Annotated in this window: 17 protein-coding genes; 11 read left to right on the top strand and 6 right to left on the bottom strand. The window is 63.6% G+C overall.

Annotation, left to right across the window (positions count from 1 at the left end; genetic code table 11):
- Positions 1-74: 74 nt before the first annotated feature.
- From E0E29_RS03545 to E0E29_RS03530, 4 genes are all read left to right on the top strand, one after another.
- Complete coding sequence (locus E0E29_RS03545; RefSeq protein ID WP_130848662.1) at positions 75-602, top strand: deoxycytidylate deaminase; 528 nt, start codon at positions 75-77, stop codon at positions 600-602.
- Between the two features lie 320 nt (positions 603-922).
- Entirely contained in the window at positions 923-2,458 is a 1,536-nt protein-coding gene (gene rny / locus E0E29_RS03540; RefSeq protein ID WP_242622355.1) for a ribonuclease Y, read from the top strand.
- Between the two features lie 56 nt (positions 2,459-2,514).
- Positions 2,515-3,063: a signal peptidase I gene (gene lepB, locus E0E29_RS03535; protein ID WP_130848660.1), complete on the top strand. Its 549-nt coding sequence runs from the start codon at positions 2,515-2,517 to the stop codon at positions 3,061-3,063.
- A gap of 76 nt (positions 3,064-3,139) precedes the next feature.
- Complete coding sequence (locus tag E0E29_RS03530) at positions 3,140-3,928, top strand: DUF4358 domain-containing protein (RefSeq protein WP_165449776.1); 789 nt, start codon at positions 3,140-3,142, stop codon at positions 3,926-3,928.
- 518 nt (positions 3,929-4,446) lie between these two features.
- Here the strand turns inward: E0E29_RS03530 and E0E29_RS03525 are convergent.
- Positions 4,447-5,181 carry a hypothetical protein gene (locus E0E29_RS03525; RefSeq protein ID WP_130848658.1) on the bottom strand — a complete coding sequence of 245 codons (735 nt, stop codon included), beginning with the start codon at positions 5,179-5,181 and terminating at the stop codon, positions 4,447-4,449.
- Positions 5,182-5,353: 172 nt separating this feature from the next.
- On the opposite strand from E0E29_RS03525, the gene E0E29_RS03520 reads away from it, so the two are divergent.
- From E0E29_RS03520 to E0E29_RS03500, 6 genes are all read left to right on the top strand, one after another.
- Positions 5,354-6,145 carry a TIGR00282 family metallophosphoesterase gene (locus tag E0E29_RS03520; RefSeq protein ID WP_130848657.1) on the top strand — a complete coding sequence of 264 codons (792 nt, stop codon included), beginning with the start codon at positions 5,354-5,356 and terminating at the stop codon, positions 6,143-6,145.
- A gap of 17 nt (positions 6,146-6,162) precedes the next feature.
- Positions 6,163-7,263 carry a metallophosphoesterase family protein gene (locus E0E29_RS03515; protein ID WP_130848656.1) on the top strand — a complete coding sequence of 367 codons (1,101 nt, stop codon included), beginning with the start codon at positions 6,163-6,165 and terminating at the stop codon, positions 7,261-7,263.
- The gene (locus tag E0E29_RS18965) at positions 7,260-9,011 is read left to right on the top strand and encodes an AAA family ATPase (RefSeq protein WP_278045143.1); all 1,752 of its coding nucleotides are present in this window, start codon (positions 7,260-7,262) and stop codon (positions 9,009-9,011) included. Before E0E29_RS03515 ends, E0E29_RS18965 begins: the two co-directional genes overlap by 4 nt.
- Before the next feature lie 104 nt (positions 9,012-9,115).
- Positions 9,116-9,460: an ATP-binding protein gene (locus E0E29_RS18580; protein WP_242622354.1), complete on the top strand. Its 345-nt coding sequence runs from the start codon at positions 9,116-9,118 to the stop codon at positions 9,458-9,460.
- Between the two features lie 164 nt (positions 9,461-9,624).
- The gene (lepB, locus tag E0E29_RS03505) at positions 9,625-10,170 is read left to right on the top strand and encodes a signal peptidase I (RefSeq protein ID WP_130849066.1); all 546 of its coding nucleotides are present in this window, start codon (positions 9,625-9,627) and stop codon (positions 10,168-10,170) included.
- 27 nt (positions 10,171-10,197) lie between these two features.
- On the top strand, positions 10,198-11,220 hold the full coding sequence (locus E0E29_RS03500) for a D-cysteine desulfhydrase family protein (protein ID WP_130848655.1): 1,023 nt from the start codon (positions 10,198-10,200) through the stop codon (positions 11,218-11,220).
- 62 nt (positions 11,221-11,282) lie between these two features.
- Here the strand turns inward: E0E29_RS03500 and E0E29_RS03495 are convergent, their stop codons facing one another.
- The 4 genes from E0E29_RS03495 to E0E29_RS03480 form a co-directional block, all read right to left on the bottom strand.
- The gene (locus E0E29_RS03495; protein ID WP_130848654.1) at positions 11,283-12,323 is read right to left on the bottom strand and encodes a carbohydrate-binding domain-containing protein; all 1,041 of its coding nucleotides are present in this window, start codon (positions 12,321-12,323) and stop codon (positions 11,283-11,285) included.
- 41 nt (positions 12,324-12,364) lie between these two features.
- Positions 12,365-12,931 carry a Crp/Fnr family transcriptional regulator gene (locus E0E29_RS03490; protein WP_130848653.1) on the bottom strand — a complete coding sequence of 189 codons (567 nt, stop codon included), beginning with the start codon at positions 12,929-12,931 and terminating at the stop codon, positions 12,365-12,367.
- Positions 12,932-13,156: 225 nt separating this feature from the next.
- On the bottom strand, positions 13,157-14,239 hold the full coding sequence (locus E0E29_RS03485) for an S-layer homology domain-containing protein (RefSeq protein ID WP_130848652.1): 1,083 nt from the start codon (positions 14,237-14,239) through the stop codon (positions 13,157-13,159).
- A gap of 89 nt (positions 14,240-14,328) precedes the next feature.
- Entirely contained in the window at positions 14,329-14,514 is a 186-nt protein-coding gene (locus tag E0E29_RS03480; RefSeq protein WP_130848651.1) for a hypothetical protein, read from the bottom strand.
- A gap of 389 nt (positions 14,515-14,903) precedes the next feature.
- On the opposite strand from E0E29_RS03480, the gene E0E29_RS03475 reads away from it, so the two are divergent.
- Positions 14,904-15,224: a type II toxin-antitoxin system RelB/DinJ family antitoxin gene (locus E0E29_RS03475; RefSeq protein ID WP_130848650.1), complete on the top strand. Its 321-nt coding sequence runs from the start codon at positions 14,904-14,906 to the stop codon at positions 15,222-15,224.
- A 75-nt stretch (positions 15,225-15,299) separates the two neighbouring features.
- Here E0E29_RS03475 and E0E29_RS03470 read toward each other — a convergent pair whose 3' ends face one another.
- Positions 15,300-16,373, bottom strand: coding sequence for a C39 family peptidase (locus E0E29_RS03470; RefSeq protein WP_130848649.1), 1,074 nt, complete (start codon positions 16,371-16,373; stop codon positions 15,300-15,302).
- Between the last annotated feature and the right edge of the window lie 136 nt (positions 16,374-16,509).

Below are 16,509 nucleotides of genomic sequence, written 5' to 3'. Positions count from 1 at the left end.
CGCCATTGCCGATTTTGCTTGCGCCGGGGCGGCAAAGCCTGTATACTGGTGGAAAAAACACAGGAGGCGGCGACATGGCCCGGATCGACAAGGAAAACTACTATTTGGATATTGCGGACACGGTGCTCAAGCGCTCCACCTGTCTGCGCCGGTGCTACGGCGCCATCATCGTGAAGAACGACGAGATCCTCTCCACCGGCTATAACGGCGCTCCCCGGGGCCGGAAGAACTGCACCGACCTGGGCCGGTGCACCCGGGAGGAGCTGCGGGTCCCCTCGGGGGAGCGGTATGAGCTGTGCCGATCCGTCCACGCCGAGGCCAACTGCATCATCTCCGCCCCCCGAAGCGCCACCCTGGGAGCCACGATGTACCTGGCCGGCCGGGACGCCAAAACCGGCGCTCTCCTCCCCGACGCCACCTCCTGCTCCATGTGCCGGCGGCTCATCATCAACGCCGGTATCCAGCGGGTGGTCATCCGCCGTACCCCGGACCAGTACACCGTGGTCCACGTGGAGGACTGGATCCGGGAGGACGACAGCCTGCCCGGCGCCCTGGGAGAGGCCGCCGGTGAGCCGGGCGGCTGCGGCGGCTGCTGCTGCTGAACACCCAAAAGTCTGAAGGACCGCCCCCGATGGGCGGTCCTTTTCACATACCAAAGGGGCGCCGCCCCCTGTGTTTTCGTCATTTCGCCTGCGAATGTTCTTGACAGAAAAGCGAGGGGGACTTACAATATAAAAGGACAAAACTGAAGAACTTCAGGGGATGTTTTTCACGAGATCGTGTGGGTGAGCATCACAGTCCAGGACCGTCTGATGCTCGGGGACCCACACGAGTCATTTTATGTGCCGGAGTCTGTCCGCTGCCTGCGGACAGGCCCCGGGACGTAACCAAAATGATTCAAATGGAGGTGTATCGAGAACCTATGCTATTTATCCTGATCGGAATTGTGATCGGGCTTGTCACCGCCTTCCCACTGGGAGTCCTCTACCGCAAGAAAGTGGCGGAAAAGGAGATCGCCAGTGCCGAGGAGGAGGCCAAACGCATCATCAATGAATCCATCAAGAGCGCCGAGAGCAAAAAGCGCGAGGCGCTGGTGGAGGCCAAGGAAGAGATCCTGAAAGCCCGAAACGAGTATGAGAAAGAGGTCAAGGAGCGCCGCTCCGACCTCCAGAAGCAGGAGCGCCGTCTCCAGCAGAAGGAGGAGAACCTGGACCGCAAGACCGAGAACATCGAGAAAAAGGAAGAGACCCTCGCCCGCAAGCTCTCCGAGCTGGAGGACGCCCGGGAGGAGGTCGCCACCCTCAAGCGCTCCGAGATGGAGGTGTTGGAGCGGATCTCCGGCTTTACCGCCGAGGAGGCCAAGAACTACATCATCTCCCAGCTGGAGCAGGAAGTCACCCACGAGTCCGCCATGAAGCTCAAGGAGATCGAGGCCCACTACAAGGAAGAGGCCGACAACATCGCCCGGGAGCTGATCTCCGGCGCCATCCAGCGCTGCGCCGCCGACCATGTGGCGGAGGCCACCGTCTCCGTTGTGCCCCTGCCCAACGACGAGATGAAGGGCCGCATCATCGGCCGTGAGGGCCGCAACATCCGCACTCTGGAGACCATGACGGGTGTGGACCTCATCATCGACGACACACCGGAGGCCATCACGGTCTCCTGCTTCGATCCCGTCCGCCGGGAGATCGCCCGCCTGGCCCTGGAGAAGCTCATCCAGGACGGCCGCATCCACCCCACCCGCATCGAGGAGATGGTGGAGAAGGCCAAGCGGGAGGTGGACGCCACCATCAAGGCCGAGGGCGAGCGTGCCGTCTTCGAGACCAACGTTCACGGCCTGCACCCGGAGCTGGTCAAGCTCCTGGGCCGCATGAAGTACCGCACCAGCTATGGGCAGAACGTTCTCAACCACTCCATCGAGGTGGCCCATGTGGCCGGGCTGCTGGCCGCCGAGATCGGCGCCAACGTGGCCGAGGCCAAGCGGGCCGGTCTGCTCCACGACCTGGGCAAGGCCATCGACCACGAGGTGGAGGGCTCCCACGTCCAGATCGGCGTGGAGCTGGCCCGGAAGTACAAGGAGTCTGAGGCCGTCATCCACGCCATCGAGGCCCACCACAACGACGTGGAGCCCCGCACCGTGGTGGCCTGCCTGGTCCAGGCGGCCGACGCCATCTCCGCCGCCCGGCCCGGCGCCCGGCGTGAGAACCTGGAGAACTATATCAAGCGCCTGGAGAAGCTGGAGGAGGTCACCTCCTCCTTCCCCGGGGTGGAGAAGTCCTTCGCCATCCAGGCCGGCCGCGAGGTCCGGGTCATGGTCAAGCCGGATCAGGTCTCCGAGGACCAGATGGTCCTGCTGGCCCGGGATATCGCCAAGAAGATCGAGGAGGAGCTGGAGTATCCCGGACAGATCAAGGTCCACGTGCTCCGCGAGACCAAGGTCATCGAATACGCCAAATAACCCAATGCCGCTGCCTTCCAAAGAGGCAGCGGCATTTTTAAAAGGAGCGTGCTTTTATGGAAGAGAGGCCTGCCATCCGTGCCGCGAGGGAGGCCCATATCTGGCTCCAGACTTTTGTGGTCGCCATCGTGGCCCTGGTGCTGCTCTTTGTGTTCGTGGCCCGGCCCGTGATGGTGGACGGGGACTCCATGCTGCCCACTCTCCGGGACCGGGAGCTCATGCTGGTCCGGCAGGCGGGCTATGATCCGCAGCCAGGGGACGTGGTGGTCCTCCGGAAGGACTTTGAAAATGTGACCGGCCCCATCGTCAAGCGGGTCATCGCCGTGGGCGGGCAGACCGTGGAGATCGACTACGCCACCGGTACTGTGGCGGTGGATAGGACGGTCCTCACCGAGGACTACATCCTGGAGCCCATGGTCCAGCGGAGCTGGCAGAGCGTCACCACCCTCACCGTTCCGGAGGGCTGTGTCTTTGTCATGGGGGACAACCGCAACATCTCCAACGACAGCCGGAACCCGGCGTTGGGAGCAGTGGAGGAGGCATATATCCTGGGCCAGGCGGTGGCGGTGCTTTTCCCCTTCCAAAATTTCGGTGCGATTTCCTGAAAAACGGGAACTTTCCTTTTGCAGTGCCGTCTAAGAGTGCTGTATGAACTTTAAAAGGAAAAGGAGCGCACATCTTATGAAGCGAATGCTCACCGCCGCCGTGGCCATGACCCTGACCCTCTCCCTGGGCGCCTCCGCCCTGGCCTACTCCGGCACCATCACCCTCAACGGCACCAAACTGGACACCTCCAAGCTGCCCGACGCCCCCGCCGGCTCTGCCATCCCTCTGCGCACCGTGGCCGAGGCCGACTACGGCTTCGCCGACTGGTACGCTGACGAGAACCGGTCCTTCTTCTCCCTGGACGGCAACAGCATCTATGTGGACTGCGCCACCGGCGCCATCGAGGTCAACGGTGAGACCCTCTCCAACATGAAGGCCACCTTTGTCCAGGGCACCACCTACGTGCCCGCCTCTCTCCTGAGCAAGCTGGACGGCTACTCCGCCCAGGTCAAGGGCAGCGACGTCACCATCACCACCCCCAACGGGGATGAGCTGGTGAGCCTGGCCCGGAGCATCATCGACAAGGTGGAGATGGGCGCGTCCATCAAGCTGGATGCCGCCGGTATGGAAGAGAGCTATAACATCCCAGCCGACTGCTTTACCGAAGCCATCGGCTTCTTCCCCATGATCGTCAGCGCCGACACCATTGTCATCGGCAAGGTGGCCGACGGTAAGATGGACGACGCCAAGGCCGCTCTGGAGGCCCAGCGTGCCCTCACCCAGCAGAACTTTGAGCAGTACCTGCCCGAGCCCCTGGAGCGGGCCAAGAACGGCCAGATCGTCACCAGCGGCGACTACATCATGCTCATTATCTCCGGCGACAACGATACCGCCATCCAGATGTTCAAGGACGGCGTGAAGTAAGAGCGCCACAACCAAGAAAAAAGCCCGCCGAAAGGCGGGCTTTGAGCCTGTCGACAAAGTCGACAGGCTCTCTCAAAAATGCAGGCCGCTGCATCGCACTCGCTTCGCTCGCACGTTTGCGGCCTGAGCAGTGTTTTTTCCGAGGCACATGTCCCCGGAAAAAACAGACTGTACTTGATTCCGTCGTCTGCGGACGACGGAACTCTGCGAGGCTCTTGCACAAAATCTGACGTATATGCCCTTTTTCGACAACCTGAAAGCCCGCCGAAAGGCGGGCTTTTTTGTGCCTTTGAAGGATCAGGGCAGACCAGGATACCACACGAGAAAGGCCCCATGCGCTCAAGCAGACCTTCCCCCCACAGGGGGAAGGTGCCCCGCAGGGGCGGATGAGGGGGGCTGGATAGGAGGGAAAGCCATATCCGCCATACCAACGCACCCTCATCCGTCATTTGCTCCGCAAATGCCACCTTCCCCCTTCCAGGGGGAAGGTTCATCGGGCGGCTGACAGCCGTCATTTTTTATTGCAGGGCCAAACGGAAGGAGACGGTGAGCCCGTCCACCCCCAGGGGGGTGACCTGGTACTCGGTTATGCCGCCCAGGGGGAGGAGGGAAATGGTGGTGTTGGTGCCATCGGAGGAGATGGCCGCCTTCTCAAAGTCGGGGCAGCTCCCGGGAACTGCTCCTGTGGGAGTGCTCATGGGGTACTCCAGACCCTGCTCCCGGAGAAAGTCGTGGAGCCAGTCGTCGCCGCCGATCTCGCCGCTGGAGAGGACCGTGTTCTCCAGCTTGAGCACCAGGGCCCCGGCGTCGGTCCAGTATTCGATATTGCCGGCGGGGAGGGCCTCCTCCGCCTCCTGGAAGGCGGTGACGTCGGCCTCATTGGGCAGTGGGGCCAGGGTGACGGTGAGGCCGTCCTCACCGGATTGCACATCGTACACCACCAGGGCACCGCCGGTGCCCGAGGCCCGGCCGAAGGAGGACCCGGTGTCCAAGGCGGTCCAGACGTCCTCCTCCGCCGGAGTCTCGGCGGGCAGCTCCGTCTCCGCCGCGGCGGCGGTCTCTGACGGCGTCGGCGTAGGGGTGGCCGCCGGCGTTGGAGTGGGCGTGACCACGGGCGAGGGCGACGGCGCGGCCTGGACGGTCTCCACCGGCGGCGAGGAGACGGGGGCGGACGTGGCGGCAGGGGTGCCGCCGCACCCGGCCAGGAGCAGCAGACCGGCGCACAAAAGCGGCAGGGAGACACGTTCCGGCATGGGTAAGACCTCCTTTTCTTTCCATCAGTATACCGTGGGCCGCCCGGCCGGTCAAGCCCGGGAAAAGGAGACGGCTCACGTTGCCAGGACGTCGGATATGGTATATAATATTGCCCGCGCCCCACGGGCTGTATCCCCGTGGGCGGTCCTTTTTTTGAGGAGGAGAAAAACGATGATTTTAAATCTTCTGGCCATCGGTGACGTGGTGGGAGAGCCCGGCCTGGCCTTTCTGGAAGACAACTTGCCCCGGCTGAAAAAGCGCCATAACATCCACTTCACCGTGGTCAACGGGGAGAATGCCTCCGGGGTAGGGGTGCTGCCCCGGCAGGCCAAGGCCATTTACGCCGCCGGGGCCGACGTGGTCACCCTGGGCAACCACACCTGGAACCGCATCCAGATCAAGGACCTGCTGGACGAGGTGCCCTGGCTGCTCCGCCCCGCCAACTATACCAACCGGGTCCCCGGCCGGGGCCTGGGCATCTATGAGGGTCCCCAGGGCCTGCGCATCGCCGTCATGAACCTCATCGGCCGGTGTGAGATGGACCCCAACTTCGACAATCCCTTCACTGTGGCAAACCGCCTCCTGCGGGACGTGGACGCCGAGATCAAGGTGGTGGACTTCCACGCCGAGGCCACCAGCGAGAAGGGGGCTATGGGCTGGTATCTGGACGGCCGGGTCCAGGCGGTGTGGGGCACCCACACCCATGTGCCCACCGCCGACGGCCGGGTGCTGCCCAAGGGCACCGGCTTCCTCACCGACCTGGGCATGACCGGCCCCGCCGACTCGGTGCTGGGCATGAAGAGCAGCCAGGCCATCAACCGCTTTCTGGGCGGGCTCCCCATGCGCTTTGAGCCCGCCGAGGGCCCCTGCAAGCTGGAGGGGGCCGTCTTTGCCATTGACACCGCCACCGGCCGCTGCCAGTCGGTCACTCGTATCGACATCGGCGAACACGAGACCTGGTAGACCGAAAGGAGCCACCCATGCTGCACATCCTCCACGGGGCCGACCTCCATCTGGACGCCCCCTTCACCGGCCTGAGCGCCGAACAGGCCCGGCAGCGCCGGGCCGAGCTGCGGGAGCTGCCCCGCCGCCTGGCTGAGCTGGCCTGGGAGCGGGGGGCCGACCTGGTCCTCCTCTCCGGGGACCTCTTTGACGGCTCCGACCCCTACGCCGAGACTGCCCAGGCCCTGGCCCGGGCCCTGGGCCAGACCGGCTGTCCCGTATTCATTTCTCCTGGCAACCACGACCCCTATGGGCCACGGTCCCCCTATGCCCTGCTGTCCTGGCCGGAGAACGTCCACATCTTCCGGACCGCCGCCATGGAGGCCATCCCCCTGCCAAAGCTGGGCTGCACCGTCTGGGGCGCCGCCTTCACCGGCGTGAGCCGGGAGGACTCCCCCCTGGACGGCTTCACCGTTCCCCGGGACGGGGGCGTCCACATCGGCATCCTCCACGCCGACGTGGAGGGCAAGGGGCGCTACGCCCCCCTGCCGGAGAGCGACATCGCCGCATCCGGCCTCACCTACCTGGCCCTGGGCCACATCCACGCCTGTTCCGGCCTCCAAAAGGCCGGGGAGACCGCCTGGGCCTACCCCGGCTGCCCTGAGGGCCGGGGCTTTGACGAGCTGGGGGAGAAGGGCTGTCTCTGGGTGACGGTGGACGACACCTCGGTGGAGGCGGAATTCCTCCCCCTGGCCAGACGCCGCTACCGCCTGGTAGAGGCCGATGTCTCCCAGGCGGTATCCCCCGAGGATGCCCTTCGCACTGCCCTTCCCGCCAATGCCGGAGACGACATTCTCCGTGTAATCCTCACCGGGGAGAGCGACGTGGAGGGGCTGGACCTCGCCCCCCTGAAGACCCTGGCCGAGACGAAGTGCTGGAGCGCCCAGGTGTTGGACCGCACCGCCGTCCGCCGGGACCTGTGGAGCCGGGCGGAGGAGGACACCCTCACCGGGCTCTTCTTGCGGCAGATGCGGCTGCGGCTGGAGAGCGCGGCGGACGAGGACGAGCGGGGGCGGCTGGAGGAGGCCGTCCGCTTCGGCCTGGCCGCCCTGGAGCACAGAGAGGAGCCCATGGCATGATCATCAAGAAAATGACGGCCACCTTCGGCAAGCTGGAGGGGGCCGTGCTGGAGCTGAAGGAGGGCCTCAACGTCCTCCAGCTCCCCAACGAGGGGGGCAAATCCACCTGGTGTGCCTTCCTGAGGGCCATGTTCTACGGCATCCCCACCCGGGAGCGGGACACCCGCACCACCCTGGCCGAGAAGAACCGGTACGCCCCCTGGTCGGGCTCTCCCATGGCGGGGGAGGTCCTCCTCACCTGGGGAGGGCGGGACATCCTGATCCGGCGCTTTGCCAAGGGAGCCGCCCCCTTCGGGGGCTTTGAGGCGGTGGACGCCACCACCGGCGAGACCGTCCCCGGCCTCACCGGGGAGAACTGCGGCGAGGTGCTGCTGGGAGTCAGCCGGGAGGTGTGGCAGCGCAGCGCCTTCGTGGGCCAGTCCGGCCTGGGGGTAGACGCCGACCCGGAGCTGGAGCGGCGTATCGCCGCCCTGGTGTCCTCCGGGGAGGAGGACGTTTCCTTCTCCGAGACGGAGCAGACCCTGAAGAGCTGGCTCAATCGCCGCAAACACAACAAAACCGGGCTCATCCCCCAGCTGGAGGAGGAGCTCTCCGCCCTGGAGGGGGCCAGGAGCGCCGCCGTCCAGAATCAGCGACGGCTGCGGGAGGCCCAGGTCCAGTCCCAGGCCCTGGAGAAGCGCAAAGAGGAGCTGGAGGCCGAGCGGGACGCCCAGCGGGCCCGGCGGGACTGGGCGGTACTGGAGCAGTACAGCTCCGCCGTGAAGGAACTGCGGAAGGCCCAGGAGGCCCTCTCTGCCCTGGAGGGGGAACACCTCCCCAGCCGGGAGGAGCTGCGAAAGGCCCAGGGGGACCTGACCTATTACAACACTCTGGCCCTCAGCATCAAGGAGGCCAAGGGCCAGCGGGAACCGGTGCGGGCCCAGGTGGAGGCGGCGGAGGCCGCCGCCGTGGACCCGCTGTTCCCCGGGCTCAATCCCGACGAGGCCTGGAAGCAGGCCAGCGGTGATGCCGCCCAGGTCCGGGACCTGGAGAAGTCCGGCGCCGCCGGCTTCACTGGGGCGGGGGCGGTCTGCCTCCTGGCCGCCGCCGGCTTTGCCGCGGCGGCGGTGCTGCTGGAGACGGTCCCCTTCTTTGCCGCCGCCGGCGGCTTCGCCGTGGCCGGGGTCCTCTTTCTGCTCACCGCCCGCCGGACCGCTGCCAAGCGGCGGGAGGAGCGGGCCGCCCTGCTGGAGCGGTATGGCGCTCAGTTCCCCGACGATATCCTGGAGAAGGCCAACGCCTTTCGGGAGAAGTGGACGGCGGCGGAGGAGGCCCGGCGATGTGCCGGGCAGCTGGAGCAGTCCATCCGGGACCTGGAGGACCAGCGGGCTGAGCTGTGGCAGGAGCTGCTGACCTTCGTCCACGGCTTCGCCCCCGAGGTCACTGACGCCTTCGGGGTGTCGGCGGCCCTGTCCCGGGGCCTCTCCCGGGAGGAGCGGCTCTCCACCGCCCGGGTGAAGGTGGAGGGCGCCCAGAAGCTGGTAGACTCCCTCCCCGCCCCCACGGTGGAGAACAACGTGATCCTGGAGCGGGTCCAGCGCACCGGCGAGACCGACTGCCCCGAGCCGCCGCCGGTGGAGCACAGCCCCCAGCAGACCGCCGCCGCCCTGTCGGCGGTGACGGGGGAGCTCCAGCGGGTGCGGGAGGAGCTCTCCCACGCCCAGGGGCAGCGCGCCGCCCTGGGCGTGGGAGAGCTCCTCCCNCGCTGACCCGGCGGCAGGGGGAGTACGCCGCGCTGGAGACGGCCCTGGAGGTCCTCCGGGAGACCAACAGCGCCCTCCAGTCCCGGTTCTCTCCCAGGCTCAACCAGAGGGTGGGGGAGCTCTTCTCCGCCCTCACCGGCGGAAAGTACCAGGAGGTCACCCTCACCCGGGAGCTGGAGGCCTCCGCCCGGGAGGCGGGGGCGGTGCTGCCCCGGCGGGCCATCACCCTGTCCCAGGGCACGGTGGACCAGCTCTACCTGGCGGTGCGCCTGGCGGTGTGCGAGCTGGCCCTGCCTGCGGAGGACCCCTCCCCCCTGGTGCTGGACGACGCCCTCACCGATTTTGACGACGGCCGCATGGCCCTGGCCCTGGACTGCCTCAAGGACCTCGCCCGGGAGCGGCAGATCCTCCTCTTCACCTGCCACGGCCGGGAGAAGGCCTGCCTGGAAGGGTGAAGCATGCGCCCTTTCCCTTGCAATCCCCCCTTTGAAGGGGTATAATGACCATAATTATCTTGATTTGGAGTTGATCCCACTTGTCCGAGGAACGGAAGCTGGACCCGGCCCAGGAGCCGGAGGAGGAACAGGAGGAGGGCGTCAAGCTCTCCGACAGCGACGCCATGAAGGTGGACATGTATTTTTGGCTCCAGGCCCTGGTGATGGCTCTGGTGGGTCTCATCCTGGTCTTTACCTTCGTGGGGCGCATCATCGGGGTGGACGGCGAGTCCATGATGCCCACCCTCCACAACAAGGACATGCTCCTGCTCCAGTCCATCGGCTACGAGCCCGATCAGGGCGACGTGGTGGTGCTGAGCAAGAACACCTTCCGGGACGGCGCGCCCATCGTCAAGCGCATCATCGCCGTGGGCGGCCAGACCGTGGACATCGATTACGATACCAACACCGTCTACGTGGACGGTGTGGCCCTGGACGAGCTCTATATCCTGGAGCCCATGCGGGAGCTGCCCGCGGAGTACGCCACCCACATTGAGGTGCCCGAGGGCTGCGTCTTCGTCATGGGCGACAACCGGAACAACTCCACCGACGGCCGCTCCCCCAGCATCGGGGTGGTGGACGAGCGGTGCATCCTGGGCCGGGCCCTCTTTGTGCTGCTGCCCTTCCAGGACGCCGGAGTGGTGGAATCCATCTCCCAGCCCAGAGCGTAAGCCCACATTTTGACCGGGGGTGCTGATATGGACATCAAAGCGATCGTGGCGAAACAGCCCAGGCTGCATCTGACGCCGCTGCCCACGCCCCTGGAGTTCGCCCCCAACCTGACCGCGCTGCTGGGGGGACCCAGGATCTATGTAAAGCGGGACGATCTCACCGCCCTGGCCTTCGGGGGAAACAAGACCCGGAAGCTGGAATTCCTGCTGCCCCAGGCGGCGGCAGAGGGGGCGGACACCGTCATCACCCTGGGCGGCCTTCAGTCCAACTGGGTGCGGCAGACCGTGGCCGCCGCCCGGAAGCTGGGCATGGAGGCGGTGGTGGTGCTGGAGGGGGAACCCCCAAAGGGAGACCTCCAGGGCAACCTGCTGCTGGACCACCTGATGGGGGCCGAGCTGCGCTACGAGCCCAATGTGCCCCAGGACGTGGAGGATCTGGAGATCCAGGGGGTCTTCCCCATCACCGGCAAGATTGCCGAGGAGTACCGGTCCAAGGGCCGGCACCCGGTGCTCATGCCCCTGGGCGGTGCCACCCCCGTGGGTAACCTGGGCTACATCAACGCCGTGGACGAGCTGGGTGACCAGCTGAAGGAGCTGGGCGTAAAGGCGGACTATGTCATCGCCGCCACCGGCACCGGCGGCACCCAGGCGGGCATCGAGTGCGGCCTGCGCCTTTCCGGCATGGACACCAAGATGCTGGGCATCAGCGTCAGCTACCACACCCGGCCCAAGGAGGAGGAGGTCGCTGAGCTGTGCAACGCCACCATGGACTTTCTGGGCTGTGGGGAGCGGTTCACCGCCGATCAGATCTCCGTCAACTACGACTACATCGGCGCCGGTTACGGCGCCGTCACCGACACCGCCCTGGAGGCGGTGTCCATGGCCGCCCGCACCGAGGGGCTCATCCTCTGCCACACCTACGCCGGCAAGGCCTTTGCCGGTATGGTGGACCTCATCCGCAAGGGAGTCCTCACCAAGGAGGACACCGTGGTCTTTTTCCACACCGGCGGCGGCGTGGCCAACTTCGCCCACCCGGAGCTCTTCCGCTAAACAGACAAAAAGTTCCCCCTGCCATGAGGCAGGGGGAACTTTTTTGCGCTGTAGGGGAGGGCTCAGCCCTTGGTGCCAATGACGATGGCACCGGCGGTCTGGTCCCAGTCCACGCCGAAGCCCAGGGCGTCGCCCAGGTCACGGAGCTTGAAGTAGGTGTAGCCATTGCCGGCGGCGTCGTAGATGGAGATGGCCTCCAGGCCGGCGTCGGCGCCGTCCACCACCACGGCGGCAGAGTTGGGGACGTAGGTCTGGTCGCCGGTGAAGGGGGCGGCACCGGAGCCGGTCACGGAGACAAAGCTGCTCTGCACGTTGCCCTCGTTGGTGGCGGCCTTGAAGCGGCCGTCCTCAAAGGTCAGGGGCAGGTCGTCCCCGGCCTGGAAGCCGCCCACAGCGGACATGCCGTCGCCCAGGGTCAGGCTCTCAGCAAAGACGGCTCCGGAGGCGGTGAGGGAGCCGCCGGTGAGGGTCAGGGTGCCGTTGCAGCGGATGGCCGAATCGTCGCTGCCGCCGGCGGGCTGGTCCACCCGGATGGCGCCGCCGGTCATGGTGAGAGAGCCGGTGCACTGGATGCCGTAATAGAGCTTTCCGGTGGAGGCGTCCCCGGCAGCGGGGACGGCGGTAAGGGAACCACCGCTGACGGTGACATTCTCAGCGGCCACCGCGTTGCCGTTGGCCGCATCACCGGTGACGGAGACCGTGCCGCCGCTGACGGTCAGCTCCATGGCGCTGAGGCCGCCGCTAACGGTGAGGGAGCCGTCGCCCTGAAGGACCAGGCCGCCCCAGCTCACCAGAGCGCCCTCCCCGGTGGGGGAGGCCACGCTGCCGGTGATGGTGTTCTGGCCCTGGAGCACCACGGTCAGAGGCAGGTCGGAGAACTCATCGGCGTAGGAGATGTAGGCGCCGTTGAAGCCGTTGAGGGTAAGGGTGTTGGTGTCCGCGTCATAGGTCCAGCCGGCGCCGGAGCCAGACTGGTCCAGGACCACTTCGCCGGAGCCGTCGTGGAGGGTGGGGGCGATGCCGCCGGCCAGGGCGGGGACGGTGAGCCCGGCGCACAGAGCCAGGGTCAACAGCAGGGAGAGGAGCTTCTTGCCAGGGTGCATGGTGCAACATTCCTTTCTTTGACTGCGTGGGAGGCAAAGGCTCACCGCAGAGCCGAGCGCAGACGGCTGAGGGTGACGGGTGACATCTCCAGAAAAGAGGCCACATAGCGGTGGGTGACCTGGTCGATGAGGCCGGGGTAGGCCTCCGGGAACCACTGGTAGCGCTCCATGGCGGTCCGCTTGTGGAGGACGGTCTTAAGCTGCCAGTGCTCCTCCATGGAGGCCTGCAGCAGATGGTTGTAGATGTAGACCAGACGCACGTCATGCTCCAGCAGGTCCAGTGCCTCCACCATGGGGATACTCAGGACCCGCGTGTCTGTCAGAGCCTGGATGGAGATGGGAGAGGGGGCGTCCGGCCGGAAGCTGGAGACCGCCGGAGCTCCGCACCGCACCCCGAAGCAGTCGGTGATATCCCGCCCGTTGTAGTCCAGAAAAAAGCCCAGCAGGATACCGGAGAGGAGAAAGGAGATCTGGCTCATCGTCTCCCCCTCCCGGACCAGAAACGCCCCCTTGTCCAGCTTTCGAACCTGTGACAGGGATACCACCCGAGCCCGAAGGGCCTCGTCTTGAATGGGCAGGATTTTGGTAAAAAAGGTATTGGGGTCCATGAGTCTGCCTCCCGCGCACAATATAAAACCAGTATATCCCAGGGGCATGTCCGGCGCAATATCGTATGATAACAGACTCTGGGCAGAGAGAATACCAAGGTAGGCCTCGCCTATTCGGAGGGCTTTTACAGAGAGAGAAAAAGAGCGGTGTGGAAGCGCAAAACGCTTCCACACCGCTCTTTTCGCCGGAGTACTTGAAAAGATGCCCGCCGTCGCAGGGCCAGTTCAGCCGGTGCCCAGCTCCGCCCAGGTCCAGGTCTTCTCTCCGGTGGCTAGGTCCATGGTGACGGTGTAGATGCCCTTCTCAAACAAAAGGTCCGAGTATGTCTCGCCATAGAAATCATAGCGATAGGCATCCTCTGTCAGGGTGACGGTATAGGTCAGCTTGGTTCCATCATGGGATAGAATGGGATTTTCGGGCTTACCGTGCTCCGCGCCACGGAAACCGATAAACTTCAGGATTGGGGTCTCATATCTCCGGACGGAGAGGTCCCGTTCGATCACATAGATATCATAGGTCGTGTTGCTCCAGCCCTGGGAGGGATAAATCCTGGAGAATATGTAGTAGTCCTCACTCTCCAGGGCGAAAACGTAATACCCTGAATTGGGGAATGTGCAGCGGAAGCCCGGCTGCGGCTCTAGTATGGAGAAGGGGTTCTCCCGTCCCGCGCCGTCAAAGGGGACCGCCTCATACAGCCGCAGCAGAGAGAGGATGCACTGCTCCTGTGTATACTCCCCCAGAGGGTCGAACCGTCCATCCCCCACGCCGTTCATGATCCCAAGCTGGTTCATCAGAGCCACGTCCTCCAGGGCCCAGTCCGCGATGTCCGCCCGGTCCGTGAAGGAGACCGGCTCCAGCACATCAGGCTCCTCGCTCTGGTAGGCCCGATAGGTCCGGGCAAGCATGGCGGCAGCCTCCTGCCGGGTGATTGCGCGGTACAGGTCCAGCTCGCCCGCGCTTATTCCCTGAAGGATGCCCAACTCGACGGCGGCATCCACGGCGGAGCAGGTGAAATTCTCGTCCTCCGCCTGCCCTCGGTAGTTCATGACGAAGACATAGCCCTCCAAATTGATGCCGAAGCCCTTGGCCACCAGGGCAGCGGCGTTGGAGGCGAAGTCTCCCCGGGTGATGGGGCCTTCCAGGTCCCAAAGGTAGTCATAGGGGTCGTAAATGAGGCCAAGCTCCGCCGCCCGGGATACCTCTTCCCGGGCCCAGTCGGAGGTATGGTACGGGAACGCCTCCTCCGCCGCCAGGGCTGTGGCGGCAATGAGAAGCAGCGCCAGGAAAAACGCCGTCGTTCTTTTCACAGAGTCCATCCCCCTTTTTATACTTTCTAGTATACAAATAGTATATTTTTTAAAGGGAGCCTTGTCAAGCAAACCACAGCCCCGCCTGTTCAGGAGATCATCTCCGTCCCCACGGTGTAGGTCCAGGTGCCGTCCTCGCTGCGCTGGCCCACGCAGTCGCCAAAGAAGTAGGCACCCAGGCCGGAGCGCCACTTCTGGGCGTCAAAGGCCACCAGCTCCGGCGGCTCCTCCCCCGGCCCCAGAGAGGGCAGGTTCCATACCGCATCTTCGTCCACATCGATGGAGAAATGGACCCCGTCCTCCCACCAGTATAGGGCCAGGGAGTCCTCATATTATGAATTTGAGGAGAAGGTAAAAAAGTCTGCGGAGCTGCGCACGGCTTTCCCTGGGTATAAGGTGCTGTACGGTCTGTTTTCCAAGAGCGGATTCACGCAGCGGATGCTCGATCAGGCCGAGGGACGGGATGATATTCTGCTGATTCAAGAAGACCACATTTTATAAATAGCCGAAGCGGCTGCACACGGCTTTCCTTGCATAGTCTGCTTCTTTTGTGCGCATTAAAACGCATTAGGGAATACGCAAGGACTAACGCTTGACTTTTTGCGTATAATAGAATATAATTGCATTGTAAACTAATACAATTGTATTTGAAAGGGATGCTTTTATGTCTACAAGTGTTATGCAGGTGCGTGTTGACGATGATCTCCGCGCCAAGGCTGCCGCTGTCTACGATGAACTCGGCATCGACCTTCCCACCGCTATCCGAATGTTTTTGAAACGCTCTGTCGTGGTAAATGGCGTTCCCTTTTCCATGACGCTGCCCAAGCAGGAATACAGAGCTGAGCGGGCGATCCGCGCCGTGCAAAGCCTGAGTGAAGCCGCACAGCAGAACGGCACGGCCGATATGTCGCTGGATGAGATCAATGCTGAAATTGCAGCGTCCCGGGCTGACCGTGCGTCAAGAAATGCTCGGAACGGAGCGTAACCATGAAATACTATGTTGTACTTGATACGAATGTAGTGGTTTCCGCTCTGTTTAACATTTCCTCCGTTCCCGGTATTATTCTGCAAGAAACTCTTGCGGGGCGTGTAATTCCTCTGCTGCATGAGGATAGCCGTGCTCATAGGCCCACCGTGCCATTTGGACCGGGTCAACCGTCTCACTGGTCAGCGAGGAAACCACAATAGCCATAGAAGTTGGCCCGCAGCCATACCCCCCAATATGGTCGGTGCCATAAGGCTGATTGGCATAGCGTTCATCCAGCTGGTTGAAGTAGATGACCTCCGTTTCCCCATCGGTAAAGCGCACATCGCCAAGAGCTGTAATGGTGTTGGTGGAGGGAGCGTATTGGAACAGGCCGTCGCCAAGAAACATGCTGAGATTTTCCGCATAATTTTCTGCCAGGCCTTTCTGTTCGTCAGTCAATGCAAAAATGGTGTCCGCAAAATAGGCTTCACCATTATAGCGGATCGTGTAGATGTACCATGTTTCCGCCGTATCTTCTTCGCCGTCCTCCTCCGCAGGGACAGTACGCACCTCCATCGTTCGGCTGAAGCTGTAAAGGTGCGAGAGGCCCGCATGCAGGATCTGCTCCATGTCGGTGAGGGAGATGGAGGCAAAGTCCAGTTCTTTCGCCGCACAGTATTGAGAGATAAACAGGTTGGCATTGCTGATAAGATCCCCCTCATAGGGATTGACTACTTCATAGTGATCCCCGCCTGTTCCGGCAAAATCGTTGGCGATGCGCTCCTGCACATTCTCAATGCCTTCTCCGAGAATCTGATTGATTGCAAAGGCAGCCTGATTCATATTTTCCGTAATGGCCGCATTATCGTTAAGGATCGGCTGCCCAGCTGCTCCGGACACTCCGCTGTCCGTCAGGCTTCCAAAGATAATCCCCGGCAGGAGCAAAATAAAAAGCAGCGGCAGCGCCAGTAACACCAGCGCGGCCACCGCTATTTTCCCGATATGCTTTCGTGCGGACAATGCTGCTCCTATGGCAGCTCCATAGGGCCCGCCTGCCGCAGCGCCCTTTGCCGCGGCGGAAATGGCCTTGCCGGTTCGTACTGCCTGCATGGTATTGGATGCAACAGAAGCTGCCTCATCCAGTTCGGTATGGTTATGTTCGCTCATGGTCGTATCCTTTCCAGTCCAAAGGTGGCGCCTGCATCGCTTGCGGCAGGCTTTTTTGCGTGGCAGATCGGAGCCTTCAAAAATCCACACTTCTCAATCCGAACAGTCTGTGGTAGAATACCCCTCGTGTGCGATA

The organism is Intestinimonas timonensis (assembly GCF_900626145.1).
GTDB classification, from domain to species: Bacteria; Bacillota; Clostridia; order Oscillospirales; family Oscillospiraceae; genus Intestinimonas; species Intestinimonas aquisgranensis.
This window is presented reverse-complemented; position numbering and strand designations above follow the sequence as displayed.

Bases quoted from the DNA above. Each gene is read 5' to 3' on its own strand.
- E0E29_RS03545 (WP_130848662.1), top strand. From the start codon at position 75: ATGGCCCGGATCGACAAGGAAAACTACTATTTGGATATTGCGGACACG.
- E0E29_RS03475 (WP_130848650.1), top strand. From the start codon at position 14,904: ATGTCTACAAGTGTTATGCAGGTGCGTGTTGACGATGATCTCCGCGCC.
- E0E29_RS03530 (WP_165449776.1), top strand. From the start codon at position 3,140: ATGAAGCGAATGCTCACCGCCGCCGTGGCCATGACCCTGACCCTCTCC.
- E0E29_RS03490 (WP_130848653.1), bottom strand. From the start codon at position 12,931: ATGGACCCCAATACCTTTTTTACCAAAATCCTGCCCATTCAAGACGAG.
- lepB (WP_130849066.1), top strand. From the start codon at position 9,625: ATGAAGGTGGACATGTATTTTTGGCTCCAGGCCCTGGTGATGGCTCTG.
- E0E29_RS03520 (WP_130848657.1), top strand. From the start codon at position 5,354: ATGATTTTAAATCTTCTGGCCATCGGTGACGTGGTGGGAGAGCCCGGC.
- lepB (WP_130848660.1), top strand. From the start codon at position 2,515: ATGGAAGAGAGGCCTGCCATCCGTGCCGCGAGGGAGGCCCATATCTGG.
- E0E29_RS03500 (WP_130848655.1), top strand. From the start codon at position 10,198: ATGGACATCAAAGCGATCGTGGCGAAACAGCCCAGGCTGCATCTGACG.
- E0E29_RS03495 (WP_130848654.1), bottom strand. From the start codon at position 12,323: ATGCACCCTGGCAAGAAGCTCCTCTCCCTGCTGTTGACCCTGGCTCTG.
- E0E29_RS03470 (WP_130848649.1), bottom strand. From the start codon at position 16,373: ATGAGCGAACATAACCATACCGAACTGGATGAGGCAGCTTCTGTTGCA.
- E0E29_RS03525 (WP_130848658.1), bottom strand. From the start codon at position 5,181: ATGCCGGAACGTGTCTCCCTGCCGCTTTTGTGCGCCGGTCTGCTGCTC.
- rny (WP_242622355.1), top strand. From the start codon at position 923: ATGCTATTTATCCTGATCGGAATTGTGATCGGGCTTGTCACCGCCTTC.
- E0E29_RS03515 (WP_130848656.1), top strand. From the start codon at position 6,163: ATGCTGCACATCCTCCACGGGGCCGACCTCCATCTGGACGCCCCCTTC.